Source organism: Neisseria subflava (assembly GCF_005221305.1).
GTDB lineage: Bacteria > Pseudomonadota > Gammaproteobacteria > Burkholderiales > Neisseriaceae > Neisseria > Neisseria subflava.
Map to the genome: position 1 here is coordinate 733,727 of NZ_CP039887.1, position 24,408 is coordinate 758,134.

The following is a 24,408-nucleotide window of genomic DNA, read 5'->3' on the forward strand; positions in this document are numbered from 1 at the left end:
TTATTGAAAAGGTAAAGGCCGTCTGAAATCGTAGTGATGCGTTTCAGACGGCCTTTTTTATTTGGTCAAAAAATAGTTTGTTTATTGAAGTTTAAGCAGTCGGTCTTGTTCGACAGACAATACGCCGTTTACTTTCTTGAAATAGGCAATAGCATCTTCAATACTGGTCTTGGAAGATGGACGGATAGCAATGCCGTGCAGGTTTTTGTATTCGTAAACCAAAGTTGCGCCGGAGGTTTTCACTGCTTTTAGCAATGGGGCGGAACCGGTTTGGGCATTATAGAAGATAATCAGATTGCCGGTTGTATCTTGGGCTTGTTGTTGAGATGGGGTGGCAGTTGATTGAGCCGGAGTGCTTGGGTTTTGGCAGGCGTAAAGCAGGGTGGCGAGTAGGACGAATGCTAGGGTTTTCATGGCATTAATTCAATTTGATAAAAGGCTAAGGCCGTCTGAACACTTGTAAAACGAAATCAAAGTTTCCCTTTACAAGTGTTCAGACGGCCTTTGTCAGTTATGCTTCAGGCAATTCCATGGCAAGAACGGTTTGTTCTTGTTTGGCACGGAAAGCGGCCAGTTTTTCAGCCAATTCAGGATTTTCGTTGGCCAAAAGTGAAATGGCAAATAGCGCTGCATTGGCCGCACCGGCTTCGCCAATGGCAAATGTGGCAACAGGAACGCCTTTGGGCATTTGCACAATCGAAAGCAGGGAGTCTTCGCCGCGCAGATATTTGCTGGGAACGGGAACGCCCAAAACGGGAACCGTGGTTTTGGCAGCGACCATGCCCGGCAAATGCGCTGCGCCGCCTGCGCCGGCAATGATGGCTTTGATGCCGCGTTCGCGGGCGGTTTCGGCGTATTCAAACATCAAATCAGGCGTACGGTGTGCAGAGACGACACGCGCTTCGTATTCAACGCCGAATTCTTTGAGAAATTGTGCTGCCTGCTGCATCACCGGCCAATCGCTGTTGCTGCCCATAATAATGCCGACTTGGATCATGAGGGGTTCCTTTTGCTTGAATGGATTAAGGGTAAAAAATATTCAGACGGCCTTGGAGATGACAAGGCCGTCTGAACGTTTATCTTTGTTTAAGGCTGATAGAAGCGCGTTTTGCCGCTTCGCTGTTGGGGAAGCTTTGTATCAGTTTGCGCCATGTGCTGCGGGCGATGTCTTTTTGTTGCAGTTTGTATTGGCACTGGCCGATGCTGTACATAGCATCAGGAGCTTGCGGGCTGTTGCGGAATCGGTTGGCGTAGCGGTTGCCGATTTCGATAACGGATTCGCAGTTGCCCAGACGTTGTTGGCTTTGCAGGAGCAGGTACATATTGCGGCGGGCAATTTCGCTGCCGTTGCCACCGTCAGCTTCTTTTAAAATGGCTACTGCGGCAGAGAAGTTGTTACGCTGATAGTATTTTTGCGCCTGATTATAAAGGCGCAATTCGTTTTGTGCGGCTGAGTCTGTTTCAGACGGCACGCCGCCGCCATTGGCCAAATAGTTCATTTTCAGCTTGCGGTCGTCTAATCGCTGGGCTTTGGGGTTGGAAGCCGAAGTAGTTAGACGTTTGATGTTTCGTTGTTGTTCCAATGTGTGCAAGCGTTGATTTAATTCTTCAACCGTGCGTTCCAGTCGGGCAATTTGTATGCCCAAGTGGTCAATCTGGGTTTGTGCATCCAAACGCGGATAGGGAATACTTTTTTCATGCAAAGGCTCATGCGGAATATCCGGCAGGACAAAGTTAGGATTGTCGGCAGGTTGGGGAGGATGGGAAACGGCGCATGATGCGGCTAATAGAGTAAGCGGCAAAAGAAACAGGGAATGTGATAATGTTCTCATCGGATTGTGTCGTTTTATTTTTTTAGTAGCAATGTCAAACCGTCGCCGACAGGCAGGGTAATGGGAATAATGCGTGTATCGTGCGGCAGATTTTGGTTGAAATGGCGCAGGATATCCAAGCTGGGCGGATCGTTTTCGGCAGCTTCATTCATGACGCGTCCACCCAACAAGATATTGTCGATGGCAATCACGCCGCCGCTCCGTACCAGTTGCAAACAGCGTTCAAAATATTGCGGCGTAGGCGGTTTGTCGGCATCGATAAGTGCCAAGTCGTAGCTTTCCGATTCGCCTTGCGCAATCAAATCGTCCAGAGTCAGTAAAGCCGGTTGCAGATGAAGCGAGATTTTATGCGCTACGCCTGCTGCCTGCCATGTTTCGCGGGCAATATCGGTAAAGGTTACATTGATGTCGCAAGCCGTGATTTTGCCGTCTTCGGGGAGGGCAAGCGCCATGGCGGTGCTGCTGTAACCGGTAAAGACGCCAACTTCCAAATATTTTTTGGCATTCAATAATTTGGCTAGCCACACCAACATGGCCGCCTGCTCTTGGGCTATGGCCATCTTTCCCAGACGATGTGATTGGGTACGCTCACGCAATGCGGTCAAAACGGGATGTTCGGATTGACCGATGCTGTTGAGGTAATGTTGTAATGCCGGATCGGTATTGTGCGTGTTGGTCGTCATGCCGATACGGGATTAGTCTTGGTAGTAGGTATAGGGTTTTTTGTTGACTTTGGCCGCTTCAAATTCAGCCTGTTCAGTCGGATTGAGGGTAACATCCCACAGCAAATGGCGGTTTTCGAGGCGTTGCGCTTCCATTTCGGGATTGTCTTCCATGAGTTTGTCGAGGAATTGGGTAGCTTCGGATTTGTAGTGGTACATGATGTTCTGCCTGAATCGTTGTCAGACCGTCATTATAGCCGATATTTTTTGCCAATACGCTAATTAATCGAACTTCCATAAGGTATAATGGCACGTCTTTTTTAGGCCGTCTGAAGCCTTTGCTCAATGTTTTGCCCCTTCTGCGGCAGAATATTGTGCAAAGGCTTAAGCCAGACAAGTTTCAGACGGCCTTTTTTATTGTGAAAAGAGCTGCTTATGTTAAAAAAATGGCTGCATAAAGTGTTGCCTAAAAAACACGTCAAATCGTTGCCTGAAAAGGAAATTATCCCGCTTGAGCAACACGGTATCCGCGCGGATATGTTGAGCTTTGCCGCGGAGAAAATTGCCAAACGCCTGCATGAAGCCGGTTTTCAGGCTTATGTTGTGGGTGGTGCCGTTCGGGATTTGTTGCTCGGGGTTGAGCCCAAAGACTTTGATATCGCAACCGATGCCACGCCGGAGCAAATCCGCAAAGTATTCCGCCGCAGCCGCATTATCGGCCGCCGTTTCCAAATCGTTCATGTGATGATCGGACCTGAAACCATTGAAGTCACGACGTTCCGCGGTGGCGATAAGGTTCAGCAAAATGCGCAAGGCCGTATTATGAAGGACAATACTTACGGCAGTATTGAAGAAGATGCCATGCGGCGCGACTTTACTTGCAATGCGCTGTATTACGACCCGATTAAAGAGGAAATTTGGGATTTCCATCAGGGCGTGGCTGATGTTGCCGATAAAAAATTGGTGATGATAGGCGATCCTGCCGAACGCTATCAGGAAGATCCTGTCCGTATTCTTCGCGCTGTACGTTTATCGGGCAAGTTGGGCTTTGAAGTGGAAGAGCAAACGGCTTTGCCGATTGCCGAATATGCAGGCCGTCTGAAAAATGAGCCTGTTGCCCGTCTTTTTGACGAAATTCTGAAAATCCTGTTTTCTGGTCATTCCCGTGCCTGTTTGAAACGGTTGAACGAGTTGGGCATTCCCGAAGGCATCCATCCGCTTTTAGATGCCTTGAAAACTGCTGAAGCGGCCGATAAACGTATGATTCTGTTGGCGTTGAAAAATACCGACGAACGTATCCGTGCGGATAAGTCCGTTTCCGTTGGTTTCGTATTGGCGGCGGTATTGTGGCCGACACTAAATGTTATGTGGCAACGAAATCTGAGTAATGGACAAAAATCAGTCCCTGCATTGATGGATGCGATGAACACTATGCGGGATACGGTAGAGAAAGGTTGGGGCGTGCCGCAACGATTTTCTGCAACCATGCGTGAAATCTGGCAATTTCAGCCGCAATTTGACAATATGCGCGGCGCACGCCTGTATCGCCTGCTATCACAAGCCCGTTTCCGAGCCGCTTATGATTTCCTGATTTTGCGTAGCGAGGTTGGCGAGGTTGATAAAGAGATGGCTTCTTGGTGGACAACTTTCCAACATGCCGATGAGGAAACCCGTCAGCAAATGACTGCGACCAATGATCACAAACGTCAGAAACAAAATGGATCAACTGATGGAAAACCCAAACGTCGCCGCCGTCGTCCGAAAAAGAAAACCACTGAGGCTGAATAAGTTATCAAAATAAATTTAAGGCCGTCTGAAACCATTGAATCTTTTGAGATTTGGTTTTTCAGACGGCCTTTTCGTATTTCAATAAAAAACCGCAGGTCTTTCAACCTGCGGTTTGCTTTTACGATTTGTTTTCTTCGCTGTCGAGGAAGCTGCGGAGGCGGTCGCTGCGAGTTGGGTGGCGCAGCTTGCGCAGGGCTTTGGCTTCGATTTGACGGATACGTTCACGGGTTACGTCAAATTGTTTGCCGACTTCTTCCAAAGTGTGGTCGGTATTCATATCGATACCGAAACGCATACGCAAAACTTTGGCTTCGCGCGGTGTCAGGCTCTCGAGGATTTCTTTGGTTACTTCGTGCAGGCTGGTGTACATCGCAGCTTCTGCCGGCGCAACGTTGTTGGCATCCTCGATGAAGTCGCCCAAGTGCGAATCATCGTCATCGCCAATCGGTGTTTCCATGGAAATCGGCTCTTTGGCGATTTTCATGATTTTGCGGATTTTGTCTTCCGGCATTTCCATCAGCTCGGCCAGTTTGGCAGAATCAGGCTCTTCACCGGTTTCTTGCAGGTATTGGCGCGAGATACGGTTCATTTTGTTGATGGTTTCAATCATGTGAACCGGAATACGGATGGTACGTGCTTGGTCGGCAATGGAACGGGTAATTGCTTGACGAATCCACCATGTGGCGTAAGTTGAGAACTTGTAGCCGCGGCGGTATTCGAATTTGTCCACCGCTTTCATCAGGCCGATATTGCCTTCTTGAATCAAATCAAGGAACTGCAAGCCGCGGTTGGTGTATTTTTTGGCAATGGAAATAACCAAACGCAAGTTGGCCTGAATCATTTCCTGTTTGGCTGCTGAGGTTTCTTTTTCGCTCAACACCATGTTTTTGTTGATTTCTTTCAACTCTTCGATGGAAATGCGGGTTTCGGCTTCCATATTTGCCAGCTCGGTTTGTTTTTCGAGGATGGCGTGGCGGAAACGATCCAACGCATTTGCCCATACACGGCCTTTGGCTACTTCTTCTTCTACCCATTTCAAATCAGTAATGGCGGGCAGGAAGTTTTTGATGAAGTAGTCGCGTTCCATGCGGACGCGGTCGATACAGATGTCGCGGATTTCACGTTCGAGTTTGCGGATGTTTTCAACGCGGCTGCGCAGGTTGCTGCTCAGGTTTTCGATTTGACGTGTGGCAAAACGGACTTCCAACAGTTTGTTGGCAATGGCATCGCGGTGTTTCAGGTAGTTGGCATGTTGGCTGCCGTGTTTTTCCAACTGCTTGATCATTTTGCCGTATTCGCTCTCGATAAAGGCGAAGTGTTCCAAAACTTTTTGTTTCAGTTCGGCCAAATGGGCGGCTGATATGGCTTCAGAGTCGCTACCTGAACCGTCTTCATCTTCATCGTCGCCATCTTCATCATCGCTATCGGTTTCGCCTTCTTCGTTATCTGGTTTGGCATTTTCCAAATGACCCAAGCCCAATTCGTTCAATAAGACTTCGTTAGGGTCGATGATGGCTTCAACGACTTCATCCACACGGATTTCGTCGTTGCGGACTTGCTCAATCAACGCCAGAATTTCGGCAATCGAACCAGGGCAGGCGGAGATTGCCTGTACCATGTTTTTCAGTGCATTTTCGATTTTTTTGGCGATGATGATTTCGTCTTCGCGCGTCAACAGATCGACTTGCCCCATTTCACGCATATACATACGCACAGGGTCGGTTGTACGGCCGAATTCTGAATCTGCGCTAGAGAGTGCTGCTTCGGCTTCTTCAACGGCATCGTCGTCGGTCATGGCGGCGGCGTTGTCGCTCAAGAGGATGTCTTCAGCATCGGGGGCTTGCTCGGTTACTTGGATACCCAAGCCGGAAATCATGCTGACGATGTTGTCGATTTGCTCGGCATCGGACATATCGTCGGGCAGGGCGTCGTTAATTTCGGAATAAGTGATGTAGCCGCGTTCTTTACCCATGATAATGAGTTGGCGCAGACGCGCGCGCTGCTCTTCGATACTCAATGGACGGTTGTCGTCTTGGTCTTGGTATTCTTCGTAGTTTTGATTTTTAGACATGGATTGCTCTCTAGGTTGATAGGATGCCGACGGTTTACGGTGATGTGGCCGTACCTGAAGGCGGAGCAGAGCTTTTTGTTGTGAAATCAGATTTCACTTTAATACTCTGAGGCCGTCTGAAAATATTACAGATGGAGTGTTCTGCGTGTCATGTTTCGCAGCGTGTATTTAGATTGTTCAGACGGCCTGAGGGGTTAGTTTTGCTTTGCCGTCAAAAGCGACAGCAATAGTCTTTTTTCATTTTCGGTCAAACCGGTTTGAATACTTTTTTGCTTTAAAGTTTCGATTTGACTGTATTTTAATTCATTTAACAACTTTTTCATGCCGATTTGGAAACTTTCGCAATCTTCTTCGTTATCCCCTTCCATTTCTTCAGAGTGAAGGGTCGATAAAAAGATTTGATTGACGGTTTCCTCATAGGGCGAACCGCGCATATATTCAAGCACTTGTGCAGTTGCAGGAGTCGTATCATGATGCTTGATGGTTTCGGCCAAATTGGCAAGGCAGGCAAAGTCGCCGCTTAAAGCCAGATAATCGGGCAGGTCTATATATGAAGCCCAAGCCGGATTTATCAAGAGGCTGCGTATCTGTCTTTGAACCAGTGTCAGCATGGTTGGTTGTTTGACAGAAATAGGCGGCAGTTTGTAACTTTTTTGTTTGACGTGCCGCTTTGGCGCTTCTTGTCCGAGTAACTGGGCAAGGTTGTCCGGGTCAATGCCCACCAGCTCGCTGAGTTTTTGTTTCAGAAGATAGCCCAATGCCGGCGCGGTAATCTGAGCCAAAAGCGGAGAACTGGTTTTGACCAATTCTGCTTTGCCTTCTTGCGTATTGAGGTTGAGGCCGTCTGAAAGATGTTCCCAAAAGTATTCCGATAGGGGCTTGCTTTGGTTTAACAAGGCATCTTCAAATTGCGTCTTGCTATAGGCGCGGATGTAGCTGTCCGGGTCGTGTTCTTCGGGTAGGAATAGAAAATGCAGCGATTTATCGTCTTTTAATTGCGGTAACGCATTTTCCAGCGCGCGCCAAGCCGCTTTACGTCCCGCGCTGTCGCCATCAAAACAAAAATAAATACTGTCTGCCTGACGCATCAGGATTTTGACGTGTTCCGCCGTGGTTGCCGTACCTAAAGCCGCTACGCCGTAGCCGACGCCGAACTGAGCCAATGCGACCACGTCCATGTAGCCTTCGACCACCAAAATCCGTCCGGCCTCTTTTACGGCAGCACGCCCTTCATATAGTCCGTAAAGGTTTTTCCCTTTGTCAAACAAAGGAGTATCCGGCGAGTTCAGGTATTTGGGTTTCGAATCGTCCAATACGCGGCCGCCAAAGCCGATAACCTGACCGCGAGGATTACGGATAGGGAACATAATCCGATGGCGAAAGCGGTCGTAATGTTTGCCTTCGTTATCAATGACCATGCCCGTATCCACCAACGCAGTATTAGGATAGGGTTGGAACACTTGCGCCAAAGGCTGCCAACCGTCAGGCGCATAGCCTAAACCATAATGCGCGATGACTTCCGCACTCAAGCCGCGTTTGTCTAAATAAGCCTTCGCTGCCGGATTGAATTTCAACTGTTGCGCATAAAAATCCGCTGCCGCAGCCGTTGTTTCTTCCAAAGTCTGCTGTTTTTTCTTACGTTCGGCACGGATTTCGGGGTTGTCTTTCTGCCCGCGAACTTTAGGCACCGTCATGCCCACACGGTCGGCAAGAAACTGTACCGCCTCCGGAAACGACAGTCCCTGATGTTCCATCACAAAACCAATTGCCGAACCATGCGCCCCGCAACTGAAGCAATGGTAAAACTGCTTGGTCGGGCTGACCGAAAACGACGGTGTCTTTTCCTTGTGAAACGGACAGCAGGCCATATAGTTCGCCCCGCCTTTCTTCAGCGGAACCTGCTCGTCGATAATATCGACAATATCGACTTTGGACAAAAGCTCGTCAATGAAATCAGATGGAATCATGGCTCGGCAGAAGAGGATGGACGGAAAACATTTCAGACGGCCTTATAAACAGACAAAGGCCGTCTGAAAATGGAATTTTGGATGAGGGTTGAGATGAGTTTCGTATTATAGCAAATTGTTGTAATACATGTGTCTTATCCTTTTGAGGTAGAGTATTAATAATCGTATTTCATTCGTTATTAAGATGGATATGATGTCGCTAAAACAAAGGCCGGCTGTAAGATATTCAGACGGCATTTGCTGTCGGCTTATTTTGCAATTCAGTTGCGCTTTCATGGTGTGAATATGATAATGAACATATATCCTCGGTTTTAGAAAGGTCGTTTCCCATGAAAACCTTTTCCCAACTGCTCAACCACCCCGATATTTCCTTTTCCCCGATTTCAGACGGCCTCAAAGTTGGCAATCCGGCAACGGGCGAGGCTTTGGCATTTGTCCGTAAGACTGATTCAGACGGCCTGAAGCTTTTGATTCAAAAGGCAGAGGCGGTACAAAAATTATGGGCGGCAAAAACTGCGTTGGAGCGTGCCGATGTGTTGTGGCGTTGGTATTTTTTGATTAAAGAAAACAAAGAAGAGCTGGCGCACATCATGACGATGGAACAGGGCAAAAGCCTGACCGAAGCTCGCGGCGAGATGGATTATGCGGCTTCGTTTGTGCGCTGGTTTGCCGAAGAGGCGAGGCGGATTGACGGCGATGTGCTGACAAGTGTGAAGGCGTCGCAAAAACTGGTCGTGTTGAAACAGCCCATCGGCGTTACCGCCGCGATTACGCCGTGGAACTTCCCATCTGCGATGATTGCGCGCAAGGCTGCGCCTGCTTTGGCGGTGGGCTGCGCGATGATAGTCAAACCTGCGTCGCTCACGCCTCTGAGCGCGTATGCGCTGGCCTTGCTGGCTTACGAAGCAGGTGTGCCGCAGGATTTGCTCCCCGTCGTCAGCGGCCGCGCTTCGGAAATCAGCCATGAATTTGCCACGAATCCGACCGTGCGCAAAATCAGCTTTACGGGTTCGACCGAAGTCGGTGCAAAAATTTTTGCTGACAGCGCGGCAGACATTAAAAAACTGAGTTTGGAGCTGGGCGGCAACGCGCCGTTTATCGTGTTTGACGATGCCGATTTGGACAAAGCCGTCGAAGGCGCGCTGTCCAGCAAGTTCCGCAACAGCGGTCAGACCTGCGTCTGCACCAACCGCGTTTACGCTCAATCCGGCATTTACGACGAATTTTGCCGCAAATTAAGTGAAAAAGTGGCCGCGCTCAAATTGGGCAACGGCTTGGAGGATGGTGTGAACCAAGGGCCGCTGATTGAGGAAAAAGCAGTGGAGAAAGTCGAGCAGCACATCGCCGACGCATTGGCTAAAGGCGCAAGTTGTCTGACCGGCGGTAAACGGAGCGCATTGGGCGGAACGTTTTTTGAGCCGACTGTTTTAAGCGGCGTTACGGCGCAAATGGCGGTAGCTCGCGAGGAAACCTTCGGGCCTTTGTGTCCGGTGTTCCGTTTTGAAACCGAAGCCGAAGTCATCGAGGCTGCGAACAATACGGAATACGGTTTGGCAGCTTACCTTTTCACCTCCGACACTGCCCGCCAATGGCGCGTCGGCGAAGCCTTGGAATACGGCATGGTCGGCATCAATACGGGCTTAATCAGTAATGAAGTAGCACCGTTTGGCGGCGTGAAACGCAGCGGTTTGGGACGTGAAGGCAGTAAATATGGTGCGGATGAGTATTTGGAACTGAAATATTTGTGCATTGATGTAGCGGAATAAGGCTGCACGGTAAAGGTTGTCTGAAATTTGATTTCAGACGGCCTTTTTCAAACGCAGAAAACTTACTAATCAATCTTATATCATTATTAATTATTTGCATAAAAAACAAAAATTAAAGAACTATATTAAAAAACAAAAGTCATAGTTCTATGATTGGTATTACTTTCACAAAAAAATGGTAATGTGAATGTTTAAGAAAATTTTAGTCCTGTTTTGTGTAGCTTTTATCGGTGCATGCAGTTCCTTTGATGGGAACGGTTTGACAAATGGCTCATATTCTCAAGGAAAACGGCTTGACCCGAATTGTGATCATTATGCTGTCGGCGGTAATGGTGGCGGTTGTACACCGTCAGGTCAATGGCATCTTAAAGATAAACAAGGACAAAGAGTGCCATTCTAGTTTTTAAAAATGATTGTAGAACGGGCATTTAATTATTTAGGCCGTCTTAAATTTGGTTTTCAGACGGCCTTTGTTTTAGAGTAGATCTTGGATGGCTGAACGTTCTTCTTCCAATTCGGCCAGTGTGGCGGTAATACGTTTTTGGCTGAATTCATCCGACAAATCCAAGCCCCGGACGATGCGGTAGCTGCCTTCGTCACAAATGACGGGGAAGCCAAAAATCAAACCTTCAGGAATGCCGTAAGACCCATCGGATGGAACGCCCATGGTTATCCATTTGCCACTGCTGCCGAGCAACCAGTCGCGCAGGTGATAGATGGCGGCATTGGCGGCGGAGGCCGCAGATGATGAACCGCGAGCAGCGATAATTGCAGCACCGCGTCCGGCGATTTTCGGCATGAAGACCTCGGTGTTCCAATCGGGTTCGGTAATCATGTCTTGGACGGACTCGCCGTTGCTGGTGGCGTAGCGGTAGTCGGCGTACATGGTCGGGCTGTGGTTGCCCCAAACGCACATTTGCTCGATGGAAGTAATCGGGCGGTTGATTTTTTCGGCAATTTGGCTGACGGCGCGGTGGTGGTCGAGTCGCATCAGGGCAGTGAAATTTTCCGGCGGTATATCGGGTGCGGATTTCATGGCGATGTAGGCGTTGGTATTGGCCGGATTGCCGACGACGAGGACTTTAACGTTGCGATTGGCAACTTTGTTCAACGCTGCGCCTTGTACTTTGAAAATTTCGCCATTGGCGTGCAGCAAGTCGGCGCGCTCCATGCCTTGTGTACGCGGGCGCGCACCAATCAAGAGGGCAATGTCGGCATCTTTGAAGGCGACTTCGGGGTCGTCTGTGGCGAAGATGTCGGCAAGGAGCGGGAAGGCGCAATCCTGCATTTCCATAATCACGCCGCGCAATGCCTGTTGTGCCTGCGGCAGGTCGAGCAACTGCAGGATAACGGGTTGGTCGCGTCCGAGCATGATGCCGCCGGCGATACGGAAGAGGGTGGCGTAGGCGATTTGGCCTGCCGCGCCGGTAACGGCGATTCGGACGGGTGGCTTGAGGGTCATATTTTTCCTTTTGAAGTCGTTGTTTTACTTGATTTTTGGATTATAGCAGTATTATGGGGAGAATGATGTAGAAAGGCCGTCTGAAATTTGATTTTCAGACGGCCTGAAGTGTTTGAAAAGATTATTCGCCGTTTTTCTTTTCAGCTTGTTCTTCTGCTGCTTCATAGGCTTCGACGATTTTCTGCACCAAAGGATGGCGGACGACGTCTTCGCTGGTGAAGGTGTGGAAATACAGGCCTTCTACATCGCGCAGTTTTTCGCGTGCATCTTTCAAGCCGGATTTGATGTTGCGCGGCAGGTCGATTTGGCTGATGTCGCCGGTAATGACTGCTTTGGCACCGAAGCCGATACGGGTCAGGAACATTTTCATTTGTTCGGGCGTGGTGTTTTGTGCTTCGTCCAAAATGACATACGCGCCATTTAAGGTGCGGCCGCGCATATAGGCCAGCGGCGCAATTTCAATCAAACCTTTTTCCATCAATTTGGTTACGCGGTCGAAGCCCATTAAATCATACAGTGCATCGTAAAGTGGTCGCAGGTAGGGATCGACTTTTTGCGCCAAATCGCCCGGAAGGAAGCCTAATTTTTCGCCTGCTTCGACTGCGGGGCGAACCAAAACGATGCGTTCGATTTGGTGTTTTTCCATGGCATCGACTGCGGCGGCAACGGCAAGATAGGTTTTACCCGTACCGGCAGGGCCTAAGCCGAACACGACATCGTGGTTGAGCAAGGCGCGTATATAGCCGTTTTGGCGCGGGGTACGGCCGCCGATGCTGCCGCGTTTGGTGCGGAAATAGTATTGTTGGTCGTGGTGTTTTTCTTCGTGTTTTTCATCTGCGGTTTTTGCTTCAACGGCCGCGAGGCTGATGGCGTTGTCGTCCAAGTCGCCTTTTTCTGCGGCTTCGGCAAGCGACAGCAAGGCACGACGGCCGGCGTGTGCCAGTTCGCCCATGAAGGTGAAATGCTCGAAGCGGCGGCTGATTTGGATATCAAGGGCTTTGCCTAAGGCTTCGAGATTGCTGTCGAGTGCACCGCACAGGCGTTGCAACACGGTATTGTCAATTTCTTCAAACTGCAAATGGACGGTGTGGGTCATATCGGTTTCCGTAAATAAATCTAATTTTTCCGTATTATACCTTGTTCAGACGGCCTGCTTTATAATACGTTACTTCTTTTTAATAAACCATTCCAATCAAAATGAATCACACTGCTTCTCCTCGCTCAGAATTTCTGCGCGGTATCAAAGAAACATCGCCCATGCTGATCGGCTTGTTGCCGTGGGCGCTGATTTTGGGCATGCAGGGCGGGCAGAAAGGCATGAGTTGGCTGGAAATGCTGCTGATGACGGGCATGAACTTTGCCGGAGGCTCGGAATTTGCCGCAGTCAATTTGTGGACAAATCCTTTGCCGATTATGCTGATTGCAACAGTTACGTTTATGATTAATTCGCGCCATATCCTGATGGGTGCAGCGATTGCGCCGTATATGAGGGATATGCCGCTGAAAAAGGCGATGCCTGCGCTGTTTTTTATGTGTGATGAAAGCTGGGCAATGGCGTTTGCTGAAATTCAAAAGCGTAAGGCGGCAGGTTTGCCAGCGTTCAATATGCCGTTTTATGCCGGCGTGTGTTTTATTTTGTATGTAACTTGGATTGGTTTTGCGGCGTTTGGCGCGGCAGTCGGCCCGATGTTCGGCGATGTGGCGGCTTGGAGCTTCGGCATGGCGTTTCCTGCAGTGTTTTTGGTGTTGCTGCGCGGGATGTGGAAGAGCTTTGCGGCTTCACGCCCTTGGTTTGTCAGCCTGATTGTGGCGTGCGTAACCTATTTGACCGTAGATGGCGCATGGTATGTTCCGGCCGGAACGTTGTCGGGCTTGTTGGCGGCGTATTTGTGGGGAGAGCAAAAATGAAGGATTTGTTGTCGCTGCAATCGTTTTTGCTGTTTTTAAGCATGTTGGCCGTTACTTATTCAACCCGATTAATCGGCTTTTTTGCATTGCGCAACCGTACGTTGAGCCGTCGCGCGCAAGTGGTTATGGAGGCTGCGCCGGGCTGCGTGTTGATTTCTGTGATTGCGCCTTATTTTGTATCGGACAAACCGCATGAGCTGATAGCCATTGCTTTGACGGTATTAGCCGCCAGCCGGTTTTCGATGTTGGTGACGGTATTAATCGGCGTTGGCACTTCGGGCATACTCGGTTATTTGATGAAATAAAAAATTTTCAGACGGCCTTACTTGTTATAATGGCCGTCTGAATTTTTTGATAAGCAAAAACATGGCAAACCAACGACTCATCTATGGCTTTCACGCCGTCAATGCCCGTTTGTGGCAAAACCCGAAATCGATTACCGAACTCTATATCCAAGAGGGCAAATCCGATGCGCGCACCCGCGATGTATTGGATAAAGCGGCCTCTGAAAACGTGCGCGTACATTTTGCCGATGCCGACCGCCTGAATGCCATCAGCAAAGGGGCGCGCCATCAGGGCGTAGTAGGGTTTATCGATGCTTCCAAAAACCATGTTCACTTGGAAGATGTGTTGGAAAACCTGAGCGAACCTCCGTTTTTGCTGGTATTGGACGGCATTACCGACCCGCACAACCTCGGCGCATGCCTGCGTACCGCCGACGCAATGGGCGTGCATGCCGTGATTGCGCCCAAAGACAAAAGCGCCGGCCTGAATGCGACCGTCAGCAAAGTTGCCTGTGGTGCGGCGGAAACTGTGCCGTATATTACCGTAACCAATCTTGCCCGTACTTTGCGTGAGCTGAAAGAATACGGCATTTGGATTGTCGGCACAGACATGGGCGGCGACTCCGACCTTTACCACTGCGACTTGCCCGACAGCGTGGCCTGGGTAATGGGCAACGAAGGCGAAGGCATGCGCCGCCTGACGCGCGAACATTGCGATATGCTGGTATCGATTCCGATGTTTGGCACGGTAGAAAGCATGAACGTTTCCGTCAGCGCAGGCATGGTATTGAGCGAAACCCGCCGTCAACGGGTGTTGAAAGCAGAGAAATAACGCTTCGGTTTATGAACTGAAAACGTTGTCTGAAAACTGGAAGTTTGGTTTTCAGACGACGTTTGTTATGGTGATTAAAGTTAATCCGCGTATAAATGGCGTAGACTCCGAGAGCGCTCAGTCATGAAGACGGCACGGAGAGGTCGTCTGAAAATCAGACGGACATATTGAGATTATTTGAAAGCAGCCTGCATTTCGGCAAACGAAACTCAGGCTGCTTTTGCATTTTCAGATGACCTCCACCCGCAGCGCATCCACAATCAGCTTAAACACATTCGAATGCCCGCGGCGGCTGGGGTAATAGAGATAAAGCGGATCGTAAGTGATGGCGTACTCGGGCAACAGCTCGACCAACTGCCCAGAATGGAGCGCGTCTGCGGCGATGATATGCGGCAGCCAAGTGATGCCGAGGCCGTCTGAAACGGCTTGCAGACGCAGATGATTGTTGATGGAAAAGTGCGATTTGGGCGTGAACGTAATCAGCTCTTTTTTGTATTTGAATTCCCACTGCATCTCCGCGCCGTGTTCGGCGGAGAGCTTTGCGCCGATAAGGCGGTGTTGTTGCAGATCATCAATATTTTTCGGTGAACCGTGTTTCGCCAAATAATCGGGCGAGGCAACCAATACCATTTTGAGCGGCGCAGAAATTGGCACCGCAATCATCTCTTTCGCTACCTTGTTACCTAACCGAACGCCCATATCAAATCCTTCTTTCACAATATCTGCCCAGCGGTCGTCCACCACGATTTCCAAGCGGGTTTTCGGGTATTGGTTCAAAATCGGCTTTAATTTTGGATACAACACGGCTTCCGCTGCCATCGACGGGGCGTTGATGCGAATCAATCCCGATGGCGTATTCAAAAAATCATTTAATGCAACGACTTCTTGGTTTATGGCTTGATAAAGCGGGGAAAGTTGGTCGAAAAGCTGCTGTCCGGCTTCGGTCAGCGACACATTGCGCGTAGTGCGGTTGAACAGGCGCAGGTTCAGCCGCGTTTCTAAATTTTTCATGCTGTGGCTCAACGCCGAAGAAGAAATCCCCAAAAGTTGCCCCGCTTTCACAAAACTCTGCGTTTGCGCGAGTGTCAAAAAATAATTCAGCTCGTTAAAGTTCTGCATTTCCTTTTTAAACTCTCTTTTATTAGTGAATTTAATTCATTACATAATAAAGCTAAACCCTATTTATCTCAATAAAAACAAATCATAAAATGACTGCAACTTCATGAGAGTAAACAGAAGACAATATCCGTAAACATCACATCCTTTTTTTATAAATTATTTATTCTAGGAGTAAAAATGAACATTTTATTATTAAACGGTGGTAAAGAATTCGGCCATTCGCATGGTGAGTTAAACCACACGCTTCACCAAAAAGCGAAAGAAGTTTTGACCGCACTTGGACACAATGTAAAAGAAACTGTGATTGATGCTGGCTATGATGTTGAGGCAGAAATCGAAAAATTCTTGTGGATGGATGCCGTAATTTGGCAGATGCCTGTTTGGTGGATGCACGAGCCTTGGACAGTGAAGAAATACATAGACGAAGTATTTATCGCTGGACACGGCAAGCTTTACCACAGTGATGGCCGTCATCGTGTTAGTCCAACTGAAGGCTTCGGTACAGGTGGTTTGTTGCAAGGCAAAAAACACATGCTTTCGCTTACTTGGAATGCGCCGATTGAAGCGTTCACCCGTGAAGGCGACTTCTTTGAAGGCAAAGATGTGGATGCTGTGTACATGCCTTTCCACAAACTCAACGAGTTCATCGGTTTGACCCGTCTACCGACATTTACATGTAACGATGTAGTTAAAAATCCACAAGTAGAACAATACTTCGCAGACTACCAAGCACATTTGAAAAAAGTGTTTGGTTAATGATAAAACATCAACTTGAAGCGGTGGGCTTTTGCCCACCATTTTGTTAGTCGCTAATCGGCACGAAATATGGCAAATCCGTGGCGCAAGTGATTACCCGCTGGCTGGTGGAACGCGACATCATCGTGTTGGCAAAATCCACCAAACCCGAACGCATGGCGGAGAACTTGAACGTCTTTGACTTTGCACTCAGCGATGAAGACAAAGCCGAAATTGCCAAACTGGACGGCACGTTCGCCGCCATCGTCAATCACGACACGGTGGATAATTTGAAACGCGTCTCCGCGTGGAAAATGGGCGTGTAAGTGTAGCGAAAAACTATCTGCAATTCATCATTATGAAAGGACAAAACATGATTAATGGGTTAGATATCGAACGTTTCCGAACTACCATGGCAGCGATTGAAAACGACCATACAAAAGGCAAGGCAGCATTACGCGCCGATTCGCGCTGGGTATCCGGCACGAAGAACGAAATCTCCGTGCGCCGCTTCCCTGCCTTTACCACAGACGAACCGAGAAATATGGGCGGTGAAAACGCCGCCCCAAATCCGATGGAATACCTGATCGGCGCTGCGGCAGGCTGCTGCTCCATAGGTTTCGAGTTGCAAGCAGCACAGGCAGGCGTGAAACTGGAACAGTTTGAAATATCCGCAAGGGGCGGTATCGACATGGCCAAACTGTTCGGCATGGAAGATGGCTACGGCGGACTGGATAATCTGGTGCTAACCATAAAAGTAAAAGCCGACGCCGACCTTCCTACCCTGCAAAATTTTGCCGACCGCTCAGCCGCCAACTCGCCAGTGTTGAACAGCCTGAAAGCGCGGGCAAAAGTGATTGTGGAAAAAATCTAGATGACTCAAAACGTTTTCTTGTTTTCATTTCGTTAAAAGCCCCTTTTCTGGACAACTAGAAAAGGGCTTAATCGCTCAAAGGAGTACATGACATGCAACAACTGCACACTTTGAAAGACATCGAACAGGCCATCGCCACACACCCTTTAGTATCACTGTATATCAAAGCCCCAATCTGCGGTGTTTGTACGGTCGTGGCTGCCCAGCTTGACACAGCTTTGGCGGAGGAAGGAAATGTGTATGCCGTAAAAGCCGATATTGCTGAAATACCCGAAATGGCCGGACGTTTCCACGTGCTGACCGCACCTGCATGGCTGCTGTTTTATCAAGGCAAGGAAGTAGAACGGATGGCCCGCTTCATCCCTCAGGCACAGATGAAGCAGACATTGGCAAAATGGACAAAAGTAGCAGAAAGCGGACATCAGTAACCGGTCTATCAATGTTTCAGACGGCTGCGGTCTTGATAATGATGCAAGTGGTCAAGTTTTTAAGATGATTTGCAAAACACTTAAAAATTTGACCGCTCTTTATTACGAAAAAGGCCGTCTGAAACGGTTTGCAGATTGAGATGATTATTGATGAAAAGCGGTGATTTATACATTAAAACAACTTCCTGAAAATTCCCTTTGACATTCCCCTCATTCCCTCTAAAACATGTTCAAGCTTTTAAACATATAAACTCAAAAATCCGAATATACCGCAACAAACCATGAATTTAATGCGCGAGTGCATTCCCATTTTTACCGTGTTGAGCGATGAAAACCGCCATCAAATCCTGCGCGTGCTGTGGGAACACGGCAAGATGAACGTCAATGAGCTGACCGAGCATCTGCATCTGTCGCGCCCTGCGGTGTCGTATCATTTGAAAATCATGTTGCAAGCCGGTGCGGTGGCGGTGGAGCAGGTCGGCAAAGAGCGGTTTTACAGTATTGCCATGGCGGATGCGGTGGCGAGATTGAAACAGCTTGCCGATTTGATGGCTCAAAATTGCCCGCTTTCAAAATAGGGTTATCCGTTGACCCTTTATTTTTACCCAAATACGTTTATATTTTTAAACTTATCAACTTAAAGGAACGATTATGTTATTCACGCCATTCGCTTTTCAAAACGGCAAAACCGCCAAAAATCGCATCTTCAAATCCGCCATGGAAGAGCAACTTGCTCAAAACAACCAGCCGTCTGAAAAACTTGTCCGCCTGTACGGCACTTGGGCGCAAGGCGGCGCGGGTGTTTTGGTTACGGGCAATGTGATGGTCACCGAAAGTGGTAAAGGCTCGATAAACGATGTGGTGATTTCAGACGACCGTGGTCTTGAAATGCTGAAAAAATGGGAGAAAGCAGGCACGCAAAACGACACGCTGCTCATTATGCAAATCAACCATGTGGGCAAACAGTCGCCTGCGGTGGTCAATAAAACGCCGCTTGCGCCGAGCGCCGTGCCGCTGGTGGGCATGGACGGCTTTATCAATCCGCCGCGCGAATTGACTGCCGATGAAATCAACGGGCTGATTCAGCAATTCGTGCAAACCGCCAAAATTGCCGAACAGGCAGGCTTTTCAGGCGTACAAATTCACGCCGCGCACGGCTATCTCATCAGCCAATTCCTCTCGTCGCACCACAACCGCCGCCAAGACCAATGGGGCGCATGCCGGTTTAACCGCAGCCTATTTATTTAATAAAGGTCGTCCGGCTAAATCGGTTTTCACCATTCATAATTTTTGGAACAAGGCACAAGAACAAACACAGTTACAATCACAACAAAAATTCCAACAAGATTTGGTGGCTGCAGTTCAAGCTCAAGATGAGAAAAAAGTGAAAGAAGCGATTGAAACATTTAATCAATCAGTAAAAGATACAATTACAAGCTTAGATGCATTAGATGTAAAAGCAGAATCAATTAAGTCTATCAAAGAGCAAACCAAAAATGTATTAAGCTTGGCGAGTGGTTTATTGGTTGATCAAGCTAATATGAGTTTCACTAACCCAACACAAACACCGGAGCAACAAAAAGCTTATACTGAAAAAGCTGAAGTATTAAGAAATGCAATGGCCGAGTTACAAAAACAAAGTGTCGAATTAGAACAAAAATTTAATCCTGCACCGGTCGCAGCGCCGGCACAAGACGCAAAATAATATTCTGACTTATTTATCTAAAAATAAATCGCCTTATTGTTCCGCAGTAAGGCGATTTTTTATATGAAATATACCTTGAAAAATTACCGCACTTTTTGGATTTAATTAGAAAAGTGCGGTGAGTTTTCTGTCAGTTTTTTCCGAAACACTCCTTTGATTTGTGTTGGGGTATATGTCGTGCTAAAATTCGAGCTATGTTTAATTAAAAACGAGGATAAAATAATGGAATTCAAGCTTAATAAACTTACATTACTTTTATTATCGGCTCCGCTTATTGCTAATGCGAGCATCACTCATAACGGAACCAACGTTCTGCCTAGTGGCTTAGCTACAAGCATCACGGATAATCAAGAGCATACTATAAATGGGTTTTTAACCATTGCGGAGGGGGGTAAAACAACCCCTGAAGGGCAAGCAAATGGTGAAATGACCATTGATAATGGCTCTAAGTTAAATATCAGTGGTACAGTAATGATTGGAAATCAAAACAATGACGGTTTCGGTGGTAAATTGACTGTCACTGGTGCCGGAAGTGAATTAAATGTAGGCGGGTTATTAAATATCGGTAACTACAGTAATGCGAATCTCTCTATTTTAGAGGGCGGAAAGGTGACCTCAACATTTCCTGGTAACGGTGATGATCCTCACTTCTGGGGATGGCTTCGTCATAAGCCAGATGGTCGAACAGCTATTAATACTAAAATTATTATTGATGGTGAAGGTTCTGAACTTTCTTATCATAAAGACTCATTAATTCGTGTAGTTGGTGGCGGCCACAAAGAAACAAATATTGATGTATTGATTTCTAATGGCGGTAAACTCAGCACAGGTGTGTTGCAATTAGAAAATGGCACAGCCAATATCCAAATTGGCAACAAAGGTAAAGGTGGAACACTAGATGTTAGAGGTTTTGCCATTGGTCTTACAAAACCAACATTCACCTTTGACCAAAATGATGAGTTGAATTTTACCCCAGAGATTTACACTGTAGTAGCGAAAGAGTCTTATGCTAATTTTGTACAAAGTGGCACTGGCACAACCTTATTTGCGCCAACAAGCATGAGAGGCGTAAATTCTAAAATTGATATTACCGATGGTACATTGAAAGTTGGTAGAGATAATGTCTTTTTTGGTGCTGGAACTAAAACCAATGAGATTAATATTGGTTCCAAAGGTACATTAGCATTAAACGGTCATAATGCTGACGCATTAACCGTTAATAATGAAGGTACTATTCGTCTTGCCTCTGATGATGAATCGGCAAATAAAACACTTCGAGTGCTTGACTATACTTCTAATAATGGAAAATTGATTGTCAGTTCCGTTTGGAATAATGATTCAAGTACAACCAAGTCAGATCTTTTGTATATTCTACGTTCAGCAACCGGCCATACTGTAGTTGAAACGGCTAGTGGTTATATTGAAGGAGACATTCTTCGTAAAGCTCATGAAGATGCTTATTCAGCTCCTGTGGTTTGGGACGCAAATATAAATTCTCAAGCTACGTTTACTGGAACGGCTAAAACAAGAAATGCCGGAGAAGCTCAGTTAACCAAGAAGGATCGTTCTATTTACGCGTGGACATTAAAAGCATTTGGTCATGATATTTATGCAGCACCGGTTTCTGCGTATATTCAAATGCCACGAGTCAATATGGAATTAGGCTATAGCGTGTTAGATACTTTACACCAACGTCGTGGTGAAATTAGCCAATCACCAAATTCTTCCGTTTGGGCGCGTGTTTCCGGTAAACGCTTGGAAACTGAGGGACGTTCCCGTTTAGACGTTGATAGTTCACAATATGTCGCACAAGTAGGTTATGACTTTAACCGCAGCGAAATGCAAAATGGCGTACCACAATCTCTAAGCGGTGTATATTTTGCTTATTCTCGTGCAGATAGTCGCTTCTACGACCAATATCGTGCTGAAAACGGCGTTGTGGCTGCTGATAAATATACCGGTAAAGGTAAAACAACAGCAGCAAACATCGGTGTATATCACTTATACCGTGCAGTAAATGATGCTTATGTGGATACTGTGGCTCAATTCTCTTACTTAACCAATAAGTATAATCCCAATCTTAGCCGTGAAGTAAGACAACATGGTTGGAGCGGTGCGGTATCTGTTGAGGGTGGTCATAGCTTTGCATTGGGCAACTCCAACTGGCGTATTGAACCTCAAACCCAATTGATTTACCAACGCTTAAAACTTCAATCATTCCATGATGGAGTTCGTGATGTTGCACAAGGTTCGGACAACAACTTACGTGGACGTATTGGTGTGCGTTTAAGCCACAGCAAAGACTTCCAACGTAACCCAAACGTGTATTTTGTCGCAAACGTATGGCATGATTTTGTTAAAGCAAAATCTGTCTTAATCGGTGATACCAAATATGGCGAGAATTATTCCCGCACTTGGTTGGAAGGTGGTGCAGGTTTAAATGTACCATTCGGTAACCACGCTATTCATGCGGATCTTCGTTTAGAACATTCTCTAGGCAATAAAGGTAACCGTTCCGGTGCGAAAGCCGTGTTAGGTTATAGCTACGCTTGGTAATTCAAATAACAAATATATAAAACAAAAACCACCTTCTTCTGAAGGTGGTTTTTTATTAGATGTTTTGGTTCTTATAATATGGTTGCTAATTTGTTTCAGCAATAAAAAAGTGATATGATCGCGCCCCGTCTTAATTCTGAGACAGAGAGGAAAAAAACTATGAAATTTAAAACGTTGCTTCTATTAGCCGCGCCATTGGCTGCGAATGCAAGCGTTACTTGATCATGGACTAATGACGGAATTCCGGAAACCCTTGGGAAGGTAAACCCAGATACGGTTAACGGCTTAGTTCAAGTTGGTAGTGGTAATGGTAATGAAGGTAATCTTAGAATTGATGGGGGCTCTGTTGTAAATATACAAGGGACATTACATATAGCCAACCATCGCCAGTCTAAAGGAACTGTTGTCGTTGACGGGCAAGGCAGTAAACTCATTGTAACCAGTGATGCCAATAATCCAATGAATATCGGTAACTTTGGTAGTGGTAATTTATATGTTTCCAATGGTGGGCAGGTAATCGGTGAATTTGAAGGGACTGAACCGACACCTCACTTTTGGGGATGGCTTCGTGATACCCCGGAAGATGTCACCAATACGGTAATTTCAGTTACCGGTAAAGGTTCATTGCTTCAGTACCCGAAAAACGCCGAAATTCGTGTTGCCGCAAGTGATTGGAGCTCTAAAACCAATACTGTTAATGTATTAGTTGCAGATGAAAGTAAACTTACTGCGGGGACATTAAGAGTAGGAAATGGTACAACCAACATCCAAATTGGTGATAACAACAAAGCAGGCACGTTTGATGTAGAAAAAATTAAACTTGAAGAGAATCCTCAAAAGGTCAAATTTGATTTCGCACAAACAGATGATTTTAACTTCACGCCTGAAATGACCTCAGCTTCCCCTACTACTAAGATTGTTGACTTTGTTCAAAGAGGGAGTGGCACCACTTTATTTGCACCAAGAAACATGAGTGATATTAGCTCTAATGTCAGTATTACTAACGGTACATTAGAAGTTGGTAGAGATTCAGCCAAGCTCCGTTGATTATTACGGGTGGCTTCCGTTCGCAAAACGCCATGGAAGATGCACTCGCCAGCGGCCATTTGGATTTGGTCGGCGTCGCCCGCCCGTTTGCCCCACTATTTTTATGACTTTGGCAAGATTTTGTCGGGCTGAGACGATTTTGCAAAAGTCTGAGCCCCGATTTATCTTACATTAACTTTTCTTCCGGCGACGTTCACCTGGAAGTAGCATATCTGCCCATTTGATAATGTTGGCGACTTCTGCCGGATTGAGTTCGTAGAACTGGCCGCGTTTGAGGCGGTTTGGCAGACCGATGGGGCCGAAGCCTACGCGGACGAGGCGGCTGACGGTCAGGCCTTGGCTTTCAAAAATGCGACGTACTTCTCGGTTGCGGCCTTCTTTGATGACGACGTTGTACCATTTGTTTGCGCCTTCGCCGCCTTGTTCGTAGATACGTTCTACTTTAGCCAAACCGTCTTCGAGCATGACGCCTTCTTCGGTCAGGACGCGCATTTGTTCGGTGGTCAACTCGCCCAATACGCGCACGGCGTATTCGCGTTCGACTTCAAAGCTGGGGTGGGCAAAGCGTTGAACCAGTTCGCCTGAAGTGGTCAGAATCAAGAGGCCGCTGGTATTGATGTCCAAACGGCCGATGGCCACCCAGCGGCTGCTGGCTGCTTGCGGCAGGCGGTCGAAAATGCTGACGCGGCCTTGCGGGTCGTCGCGGGAAACGATTTCGCCTTCTTGTTTGTAGTAGAGGATGATGCGTGGCAGGCGGTCTGCCCATTTGAGTTTGATGATGCTGCCTTTGACGGTAACATGATCGTCGGGCGTAACTTTTTCACCCAGTTGGGCTACGCGGCCGTTGACCGTTACCCAGCCGTTGCTGATCCATTCTTCCATTTCGCGACGTGAGCCGACACCGGAAGCGGCCAGGACTTTTTGCAGGCGCTCGGGTTCAAAGCGTGAAAGGTCGCTGCGGCGTTCTTTCAAATCGCGGGCGTGCTCCATGATTTTTTGGTTGGGATTGCGGACCACCAGTTTTTTGGCTTTGGCGGCACGTTGTTTGGGCGCGGTATTTTGAGCTTTAGAGCCGTCTGAAACTTTTTGGCCGTAAGTTTTGCCTGATGTTTTTCTCTCGTCGTCGGAACGTTTTTTATTGGCAAAGGATTTGGCCGGTTTAGAAGGTTTTTTGGCGGTAGACGATACGTCGTCGCGCCATTGGCGTTTGCTGGAAGGCTGTTTGGACATGATTTTTCCTAACTCGCTTAAAAAAGCGGTTCTTCTGCGGCGGTTGCGGCAGGGGTTGGATTGGGGGAAAAGGCCGTCTGAAAATCAAATTCAGACGGCCTGCCGATGAAAGGTTGTATTGTAACTCAACCAGTAAATTTTT

General features: G+C 47.6%; 25 protein-coding genes and 1 pseudogene. 15 read left to right on the forward strand and 11 right to left on the reverse strand.

The window, feature by feature from the left end; all coding sequences use genetic code 11:
- Nucleotides 1–81 precede the first annotated feature (81 nt).
- From FAH66_RS03635 to FAH66_RS03655, 5 genes are all read right to left on the reverse strand, one after another.
- Nucleotides 82–414 carry a hypothetical protein gene (locus FAH66_RS03635; protein ID WP_137040721.1) on the reverse strand — a complete coding sequence of 111 codons (333 nt, stop codon included), beginning with the start codon at nt 412–414 and terminating at the stop codon, nt 82–84.
- A 97-nt stretch (nt 415–511) separates the two neighbouring features.
- The gene (gene purE, locus FAH66_RS03640) at nt 512–997 is read right to left on the reverse strand and encodes a 5-(carboxyamino)imidazole ribonucleotide mutase (RefSeq protein WP_003686478.1); all 486 of its coding nucleotides are present in this window, start codon (nt 995–997) and stop codon (nt 512–514) included.
- Nucleotides 998–1,076: 79 nt separating this feature from the next.
- Entirely contained in the window at nt 1,077–1,832 is a 756-nt protein-coding gene (locus tag FAH66_RS03645; RefSeq protein ID WP_137040722.1) for a tetratricopeptide repeat protein, read from the reverse strand.
- Between the two features lie 14 nt (nt 1,833–1,846).
- A complete protein-coding gene (locus FAH66_RS03650; RefSeq protein WP_137040723.1) occupies nt 1,847–2,515 on the reverse strand; it encodes a class I SAM-dependent methyltransferase in 669 nt (222 codons plus the stop codon).
- A gap of 12 nt (nt 2,516–2,527) precedes the next feature.
- Entirely contained in the window at nt 2,528–2,713 is a 186-nt protein-coding gene (locus FAH66_RS03655; RefSeq protein WP_003680728.1) for a DUF3460 family protein, read from the reverse strand.
- Between the two features lie 216 nt (nt 2,714–2,929).
- Between FAH66_RS03655 and FAH66_RS03660 the strand changes: the two genes are divergently transcribed.
- A complete protein-coding gene (locus tag FAH66_RS03660) occupies nt 2,930–4,282 on the forward strand; it encodes a polynucleotide adenylyltransferase PcnB (protein ID WP_137040724.1) in 1,353 nt (450 codons plus the stop codon).
- 118 nt (nt 4,283–4,400) lie between these two features.
- Here FAH66_RS03660 and rpoD read toward each other — a convergent pair whose 3' ends face one another.
- Both rpoD and dnaG read right to left on the reverse strand, forming a co-directional pair.
- Entirely contained in the window at nt 4,401–6,353 is a 1,953-nt protein-coding gene (rpoD, locus tag FAH66_RS03665; protein WP_003686285.1) for an RNA polymerase sigma factor RpoD, read from the reverse strand.
- 194 nt (nt 6,354–6,547) lie between these two features.
- Nucleotides 6,548–8,320 (reverse strand): DNA primase, encoded by a 1,773-nt coding sequence (gene dnaG, locus FAH66_RS03670; RefSeq protein ID WP_137040725.1) that lies wholly within the window; start codon nt 8,318–8,320, stop codon nt 6,548–6,550.
- Nucleotides 8,321–8,649: 329 nt separating this feature from the next.
- On the opposite strand from dnaG, the gene FAH66_RS03675 reads away from it, so the two are divergent.
- Nucleotides 8,650–10,086, forward strand: coding sequence for an NAD-dependent succinate-semialdehyde dehydrogenase (locus tag FAH66_RS03675; RefSeq protein WP_137040726.1), 1,437 nt, complete (start codon nt 8,650–8,652; stop codon nt 10,084–10,086).
- A gap of 475 nt (nt 10,087–10,561) precedes the next feature.
- Here the strand turns inward: FAH66_RS03675 and FAH66_RS03680 are convergent, their stop codons facing one another.
- Together FAH66_RS03680 and FAH66_RS03685 are read right to left on the reverse strand one after the other, a co-directional pair.
- Nucleotides 10,562–11,548 (reverse strand): malate dehydrogenase, encoded by a 987-nt coding sequence (locus FAH66_RS03680; RefSeq protein WP_137040727.1) that lies wholly within the window; start codon nt 11,546–11,548, stop codon nt 10,562–10,564.
- A gap of 121 nt (nt 11,549–11,669) precedes the next feature.
- Entirely contained in the window at nt 11,670–12,644 is a 975-nt protein-coding gene (locus tag FAH66_RS03685; protein WP_004520317.1) for a PhoH family protein, read from the reverse strand.
- 101 nt (nt 12,645–12,745) lie between these two features.
- Between FAH66_RS03685 and FAH66_RS03690 the strand changes: the two genes are divergently transcribed.
- The 3 genes from FAH66_RS03690 (at nt 12,746) to rlmB (ending at nt 14,572) form a co-directional block, all read left to right on the forward strand.
- Nucleotides 12,746–13,456: an AzlC family ABC transporter permease gene (locus FAH66_RS03690; RefSeq protein WP_137040728.1), complete on the forward strand. Its 711-nt coding sequence runs from the start codon at nt 12,746–12,748 to the stop codon at nt 13,454–13,456.
- Nucleotides 13,453–13,761 carry an AzlD family protein gene (locus FAH66_RS03695; protein WP_003680717.1) on the forward strand — a complete coding sequence of 103 codons (309 nt, stop codon included), beginning with the start codon at nt 13,453–13,455 and terminating at the stop codon, nt 13,759–13,761. Before FAH66_RS03690 ends, FAH66_RS03695 begins: the two co-directional genes overlap by 4 nt.
- Nucleotides 13,762–13,822: 61 nt before the next feature.
- Complete coding sequence (gene rlmB, locus FAH66_RS03700) at nt 13,823–14,572, forward strand: 23S rRNA (guanosine(2251)-2'-O)-methyltransferase RlmB (RefSeq protein WP_049322071.1); 750 nt, start codon at nt 13,823–13,825, stop codon at nt 14,570–14,572.
- 228 nt (nt 14,573–14,800) lie between these two features.
- Here the strand turns inward: rlmB and FAH66_RS03705 are convergent, their stop codons facing one another.
- Nucleotides 14,801–15,691 (reverse strand): LysR family transcriptional regulator, encoded by an 891-nt coding sequence (locus tag FAH66_RS03705; protein ID WP_137040729.1) that lies wholly within the window; start codon nt 15,689–15,691, stop codon nt 14,801–14,803.
- 177 nt (nt 15,692–15,868) lie between these two features.
- Here FAH66_RS03705 and FAH66_RS03710 point away from each other — a divergent pair, with 177 nt between their 5' ends.
- The 10 genes and pseudogenes from FAH66_RS03710 (at nt 15,869) to FAH66_RS03750 (ending at nt 23,036) form a co-directional block, all read left to right on the forward strand.
- The gene (locus FAH66_RS03710; RefSeq protein ID WP_137040730.1) at nt 15,869–16,447 is read left to right on the forward strand and encodes an NAD(P)H-dependent oxidoreductase; all 579 of its coding nucleotides are present in this window, start codon (nt 15,869–15,871) and stop codon (nt 16,445–16,447) included.
- Between the two features lie 80 nt (nt 16,448–16,527).
- Complete coding sequence (locus tag FAH66_RS03715) at nt 16,528–16,752, forward strand: aldo/keto reductase (RefSeq protein ID WP_244284996.1); 225 nt, start codon at nt 16,528–16,530, stop codon at nt 16,750–16,752.
- 47 nt (nt 16,753–16,799) lie between these two features.
- Complete coding sequence (locus FAH66_RS03720) at nt 16,800–17,300, forward strand: OsmC family protein (protein ID WP_244284998.1); 501 nt, start codon at nt 16,800–16,802, stop codon at nt 17,298–17,300.
- 92 nt (nt 17,301–17,392) lie between these two features.
- A complete protein-coding gene (locus FAH66_RS03725) occupies nt 17,393–17,728 on the forward strand; it encodes a thioredoxin family protein (RefSeq protein ID WP_137040731.1) in 336 nt (111 codons plus the stop codon).
- Between the two features lie 266 nt (nt 17,729–17,994).
- Entirely contained in the window at nt 17,995–18,306 is a 312-nt protein-coding gene (locus tag FAH66_RS03730; RefSeq protein ID WP_137040732.1) for an ArsR/SmtB family transcription factor, read from the forward strand.
- Nucleotides 18,307–18,379: 73 nt separating this feature from the next.
- Nucleotides 18,380–18,976, forward strand: coding sequence for an oxidoreductase (locus FAH66_RS03735; RefSeq protein ID WP_244284999.1), 597 nt, complete (start codon nt 18,380–18,382; stop codon nt 18,974–18,976).
- 103 nt (nt 18,977–19,079) lie between these two features.
- Nucleotides 19,080–19,433, forward strand: a complete 354-nt coding sequence (locus tag FAH66_RS03740) for a hypothetical protein (protein ID WP_208648084.1) — start codon at nt 19,080–19,082, stop codon at nt 19,431–19,433.
- 177 nt (nt 19,434–19,610) lie between these two features.
- Complete coding sequence (locus FAH66_RS03745) at nt 19,611–21,989, forward strand: autotransporter family protein (RefSeq protein ID WP_208648085.1); 2,379 nt, start codon at nt 19,611–19,613, stop codon at nt 21,987–21,989.
- A gap of 372 nt (nt 21,990–22,361) precedes the next feature.
- Nucleotides 22,362–22,445: pseudogene (locus FAH66_RS11210) on the forward strand (hypothetical protein); the annotation flags it as partial.
- Nucleotides 22,446–22,448: 3 nt separating this feature from the next.
- Nucleotides 22,449–23,036, forward strand: a complete 588-nt coding sequence (locus FAH66_RS03750) for a hypothetical protein (protein WP_049351578.1) — start codon at nt 22,449–22,451, stop codon at nt 23,034–23,036.
- A gap of 171 nt (nt 23,037–23,207) precedes the next feature.
- Here the strand turns inward: FAH66_RS03750 and FAH66_RS03760 are convergent, their stop codons facing one another.
- Nucleotides 23,208–24,266: a pseudouridine synthase gene (locus FAH66_RS03760; protein WP_167480312.1), complete on the reverse strand. Its 1,059-nt coding sequence runs from the start codon at nt 24,264–24,266 to the stop codon at nt 23,208–23,210.
- Nucleotides 24,267–24,408 lie beyond the last annotated feature (142 nt).

What these genes read in the sequence shown, in the direction of transcription:
- FAH66_RS03645 (WP_137040722.1), bottom strand. Translation starts at nt 1,832, where the DNA reads ATGAGAACATTATCACATTCCCTGTTTCTTTTGCCGCTTACTCTATTA.
- FAH66_RS03760 (WP_167480312.1), bottom strand. Translation starts at nt 24,266, where the DNA reads ATGTCCAAACAGCCTTCCAGCAAACGCCAATGGCGCGACGACGTATCG.
- rlmB (WP_049322071.1), top strand. Translation starts at nt 13,823, where the DNA reads ATGGCAAACCAACGACTCATCTATGGCTTTCACGCCGTCAATGCCCGT.
- FAH66_RS03680 (WP_137040727.1), bottom strand. Translation starts at nt 11,548, where the DNA reads ATGACCCTCAAGCCACCCGTCCGAATCGCCGTTACCGGCGCGGCAGGC.
- rpoD (WP_003686285.1), bottom strand. Translation starts at nt 6,353, where the DNA reads ATGTCTAAAAATCAAAACTACGAAGAATACCAAGACCAAGACGACAAC.
- FAH66_RS03675 (WP_137040726.1), top strand. Translation starts at nt 8,650, where the DNA reads ATGAAAACCTTTTCCCAACTGCTCAACCACCCCGATATTTCCTTTTCC.
- FAH66_RS03705 (WP_137040729.1), bottom strand. Translation starts at nt 15,691, where the DNA reads ATGCAGAACTTTAACGAGCTGAATTATTTTTTGACACTCGCGCAAACG.
- FAH66_RS03690 (WP_137040728.1), top strand. Translation starts at nt 12,746, where the DNA reads ATGAATCACACTGCTTCTCCTCGCTCAGAATTTCTGCGCGGTATCAAA.
- FAH66_RS03750 (WP_049351578.1), top strand. Translation starts at nt 22,449, where the DNA reads ATGAATATCGGTAACTTTGGTAGTGGTAATTTATATGTTTCCAATGGT.
- purE (WP_003686478.1), bottom strand. Translation starts at nt 997, where the DNA reads ATGATCCAAGTCGGCATTATTATGGGCAGCAACAGCGATTGGCCGGTG.
- FAH66_RS03685 (WP_004520317.1), bottom strand. Translation starts at nt 12,644, where the DNA reads ATGACCCACACCGTCCATTTGCAGTTTGAAGAAATTGACAATACCGTG.
- FAH66_RS03725 (WP_137040731.1), top strand. Translation starts at nt 17,393, where the DNA reads ATGCAACAACTGCACACTTTGAAAGACATCGAACAGGCCATCGCCACA.
- FAH66_RS03735 (WP_244284999.1), top strand. Translation starts at nt 18,380, where the DNA reads ATGTTATTCACGCCATTCGCTTTTCAAAACGGCAAAACCGCCAAAAAT.
- FAH66_RS03695 (WP_003680717.1), top strand. Translation starts at nt 13,453, where the DNA reads ATGAAGGATTTGTTGTCGCTGCAATCGTTTTTGCTGTTTTTAAGCATG.
- FAH66_RS03650 (WP_137040723.1), bottom strand. Translation starts at nt 2,515, where the DNA reads ATGACGACCAACACGCACAATACCGATCCGGCATTACAACATTACCTC.
- FAH66_RS03660 (WP_137040724.1), top strand. Translation starts at nt 2,930, where the DNA reads ATGTTAAAAAAATGGCTGCATAAAGTGTTGCCTAAAAAACACGTCAAA.
- dnaG (WP_137040725.1), bottom strand. Translation starts at nt 8,320, where the DNA reads ATGATTCCATCTGATTTCATTGACGAGCTTTTGTCCAAAGTCGATATT.
- FAH66_RS03655 (WP_003680728.1), bottom strand. Translation starts at nt 2,713, where the DNA reads ATGTACCACTACAAATCCGAAGCTACCCAATTCCTCGACAAACTCATG.
- FAH66_RS03635 (WP_137040721.1), bottom strand. Translation starts at nt 414, where the DNA reads ATGAAAACCCTAGCATTCGTCCTACTCGCCACCCTGCTTTACGCCTGC.
- FAH66_RS03720 (WP_244284998.1), top strand. Translation starts at nt 16,800, where the DNA reads ATGATTAATGGGTTAGATATCGAACGTTTCCGAACTACCATGGCAGCG.
- FAH66_RS03710 (WP_137040730.1), top strand. Translation starts at nt 15,869, where the DNA reads ATGAACATTTTATTATTAAACGGTGGTAAAGAATTCGGCCATTCGCAT.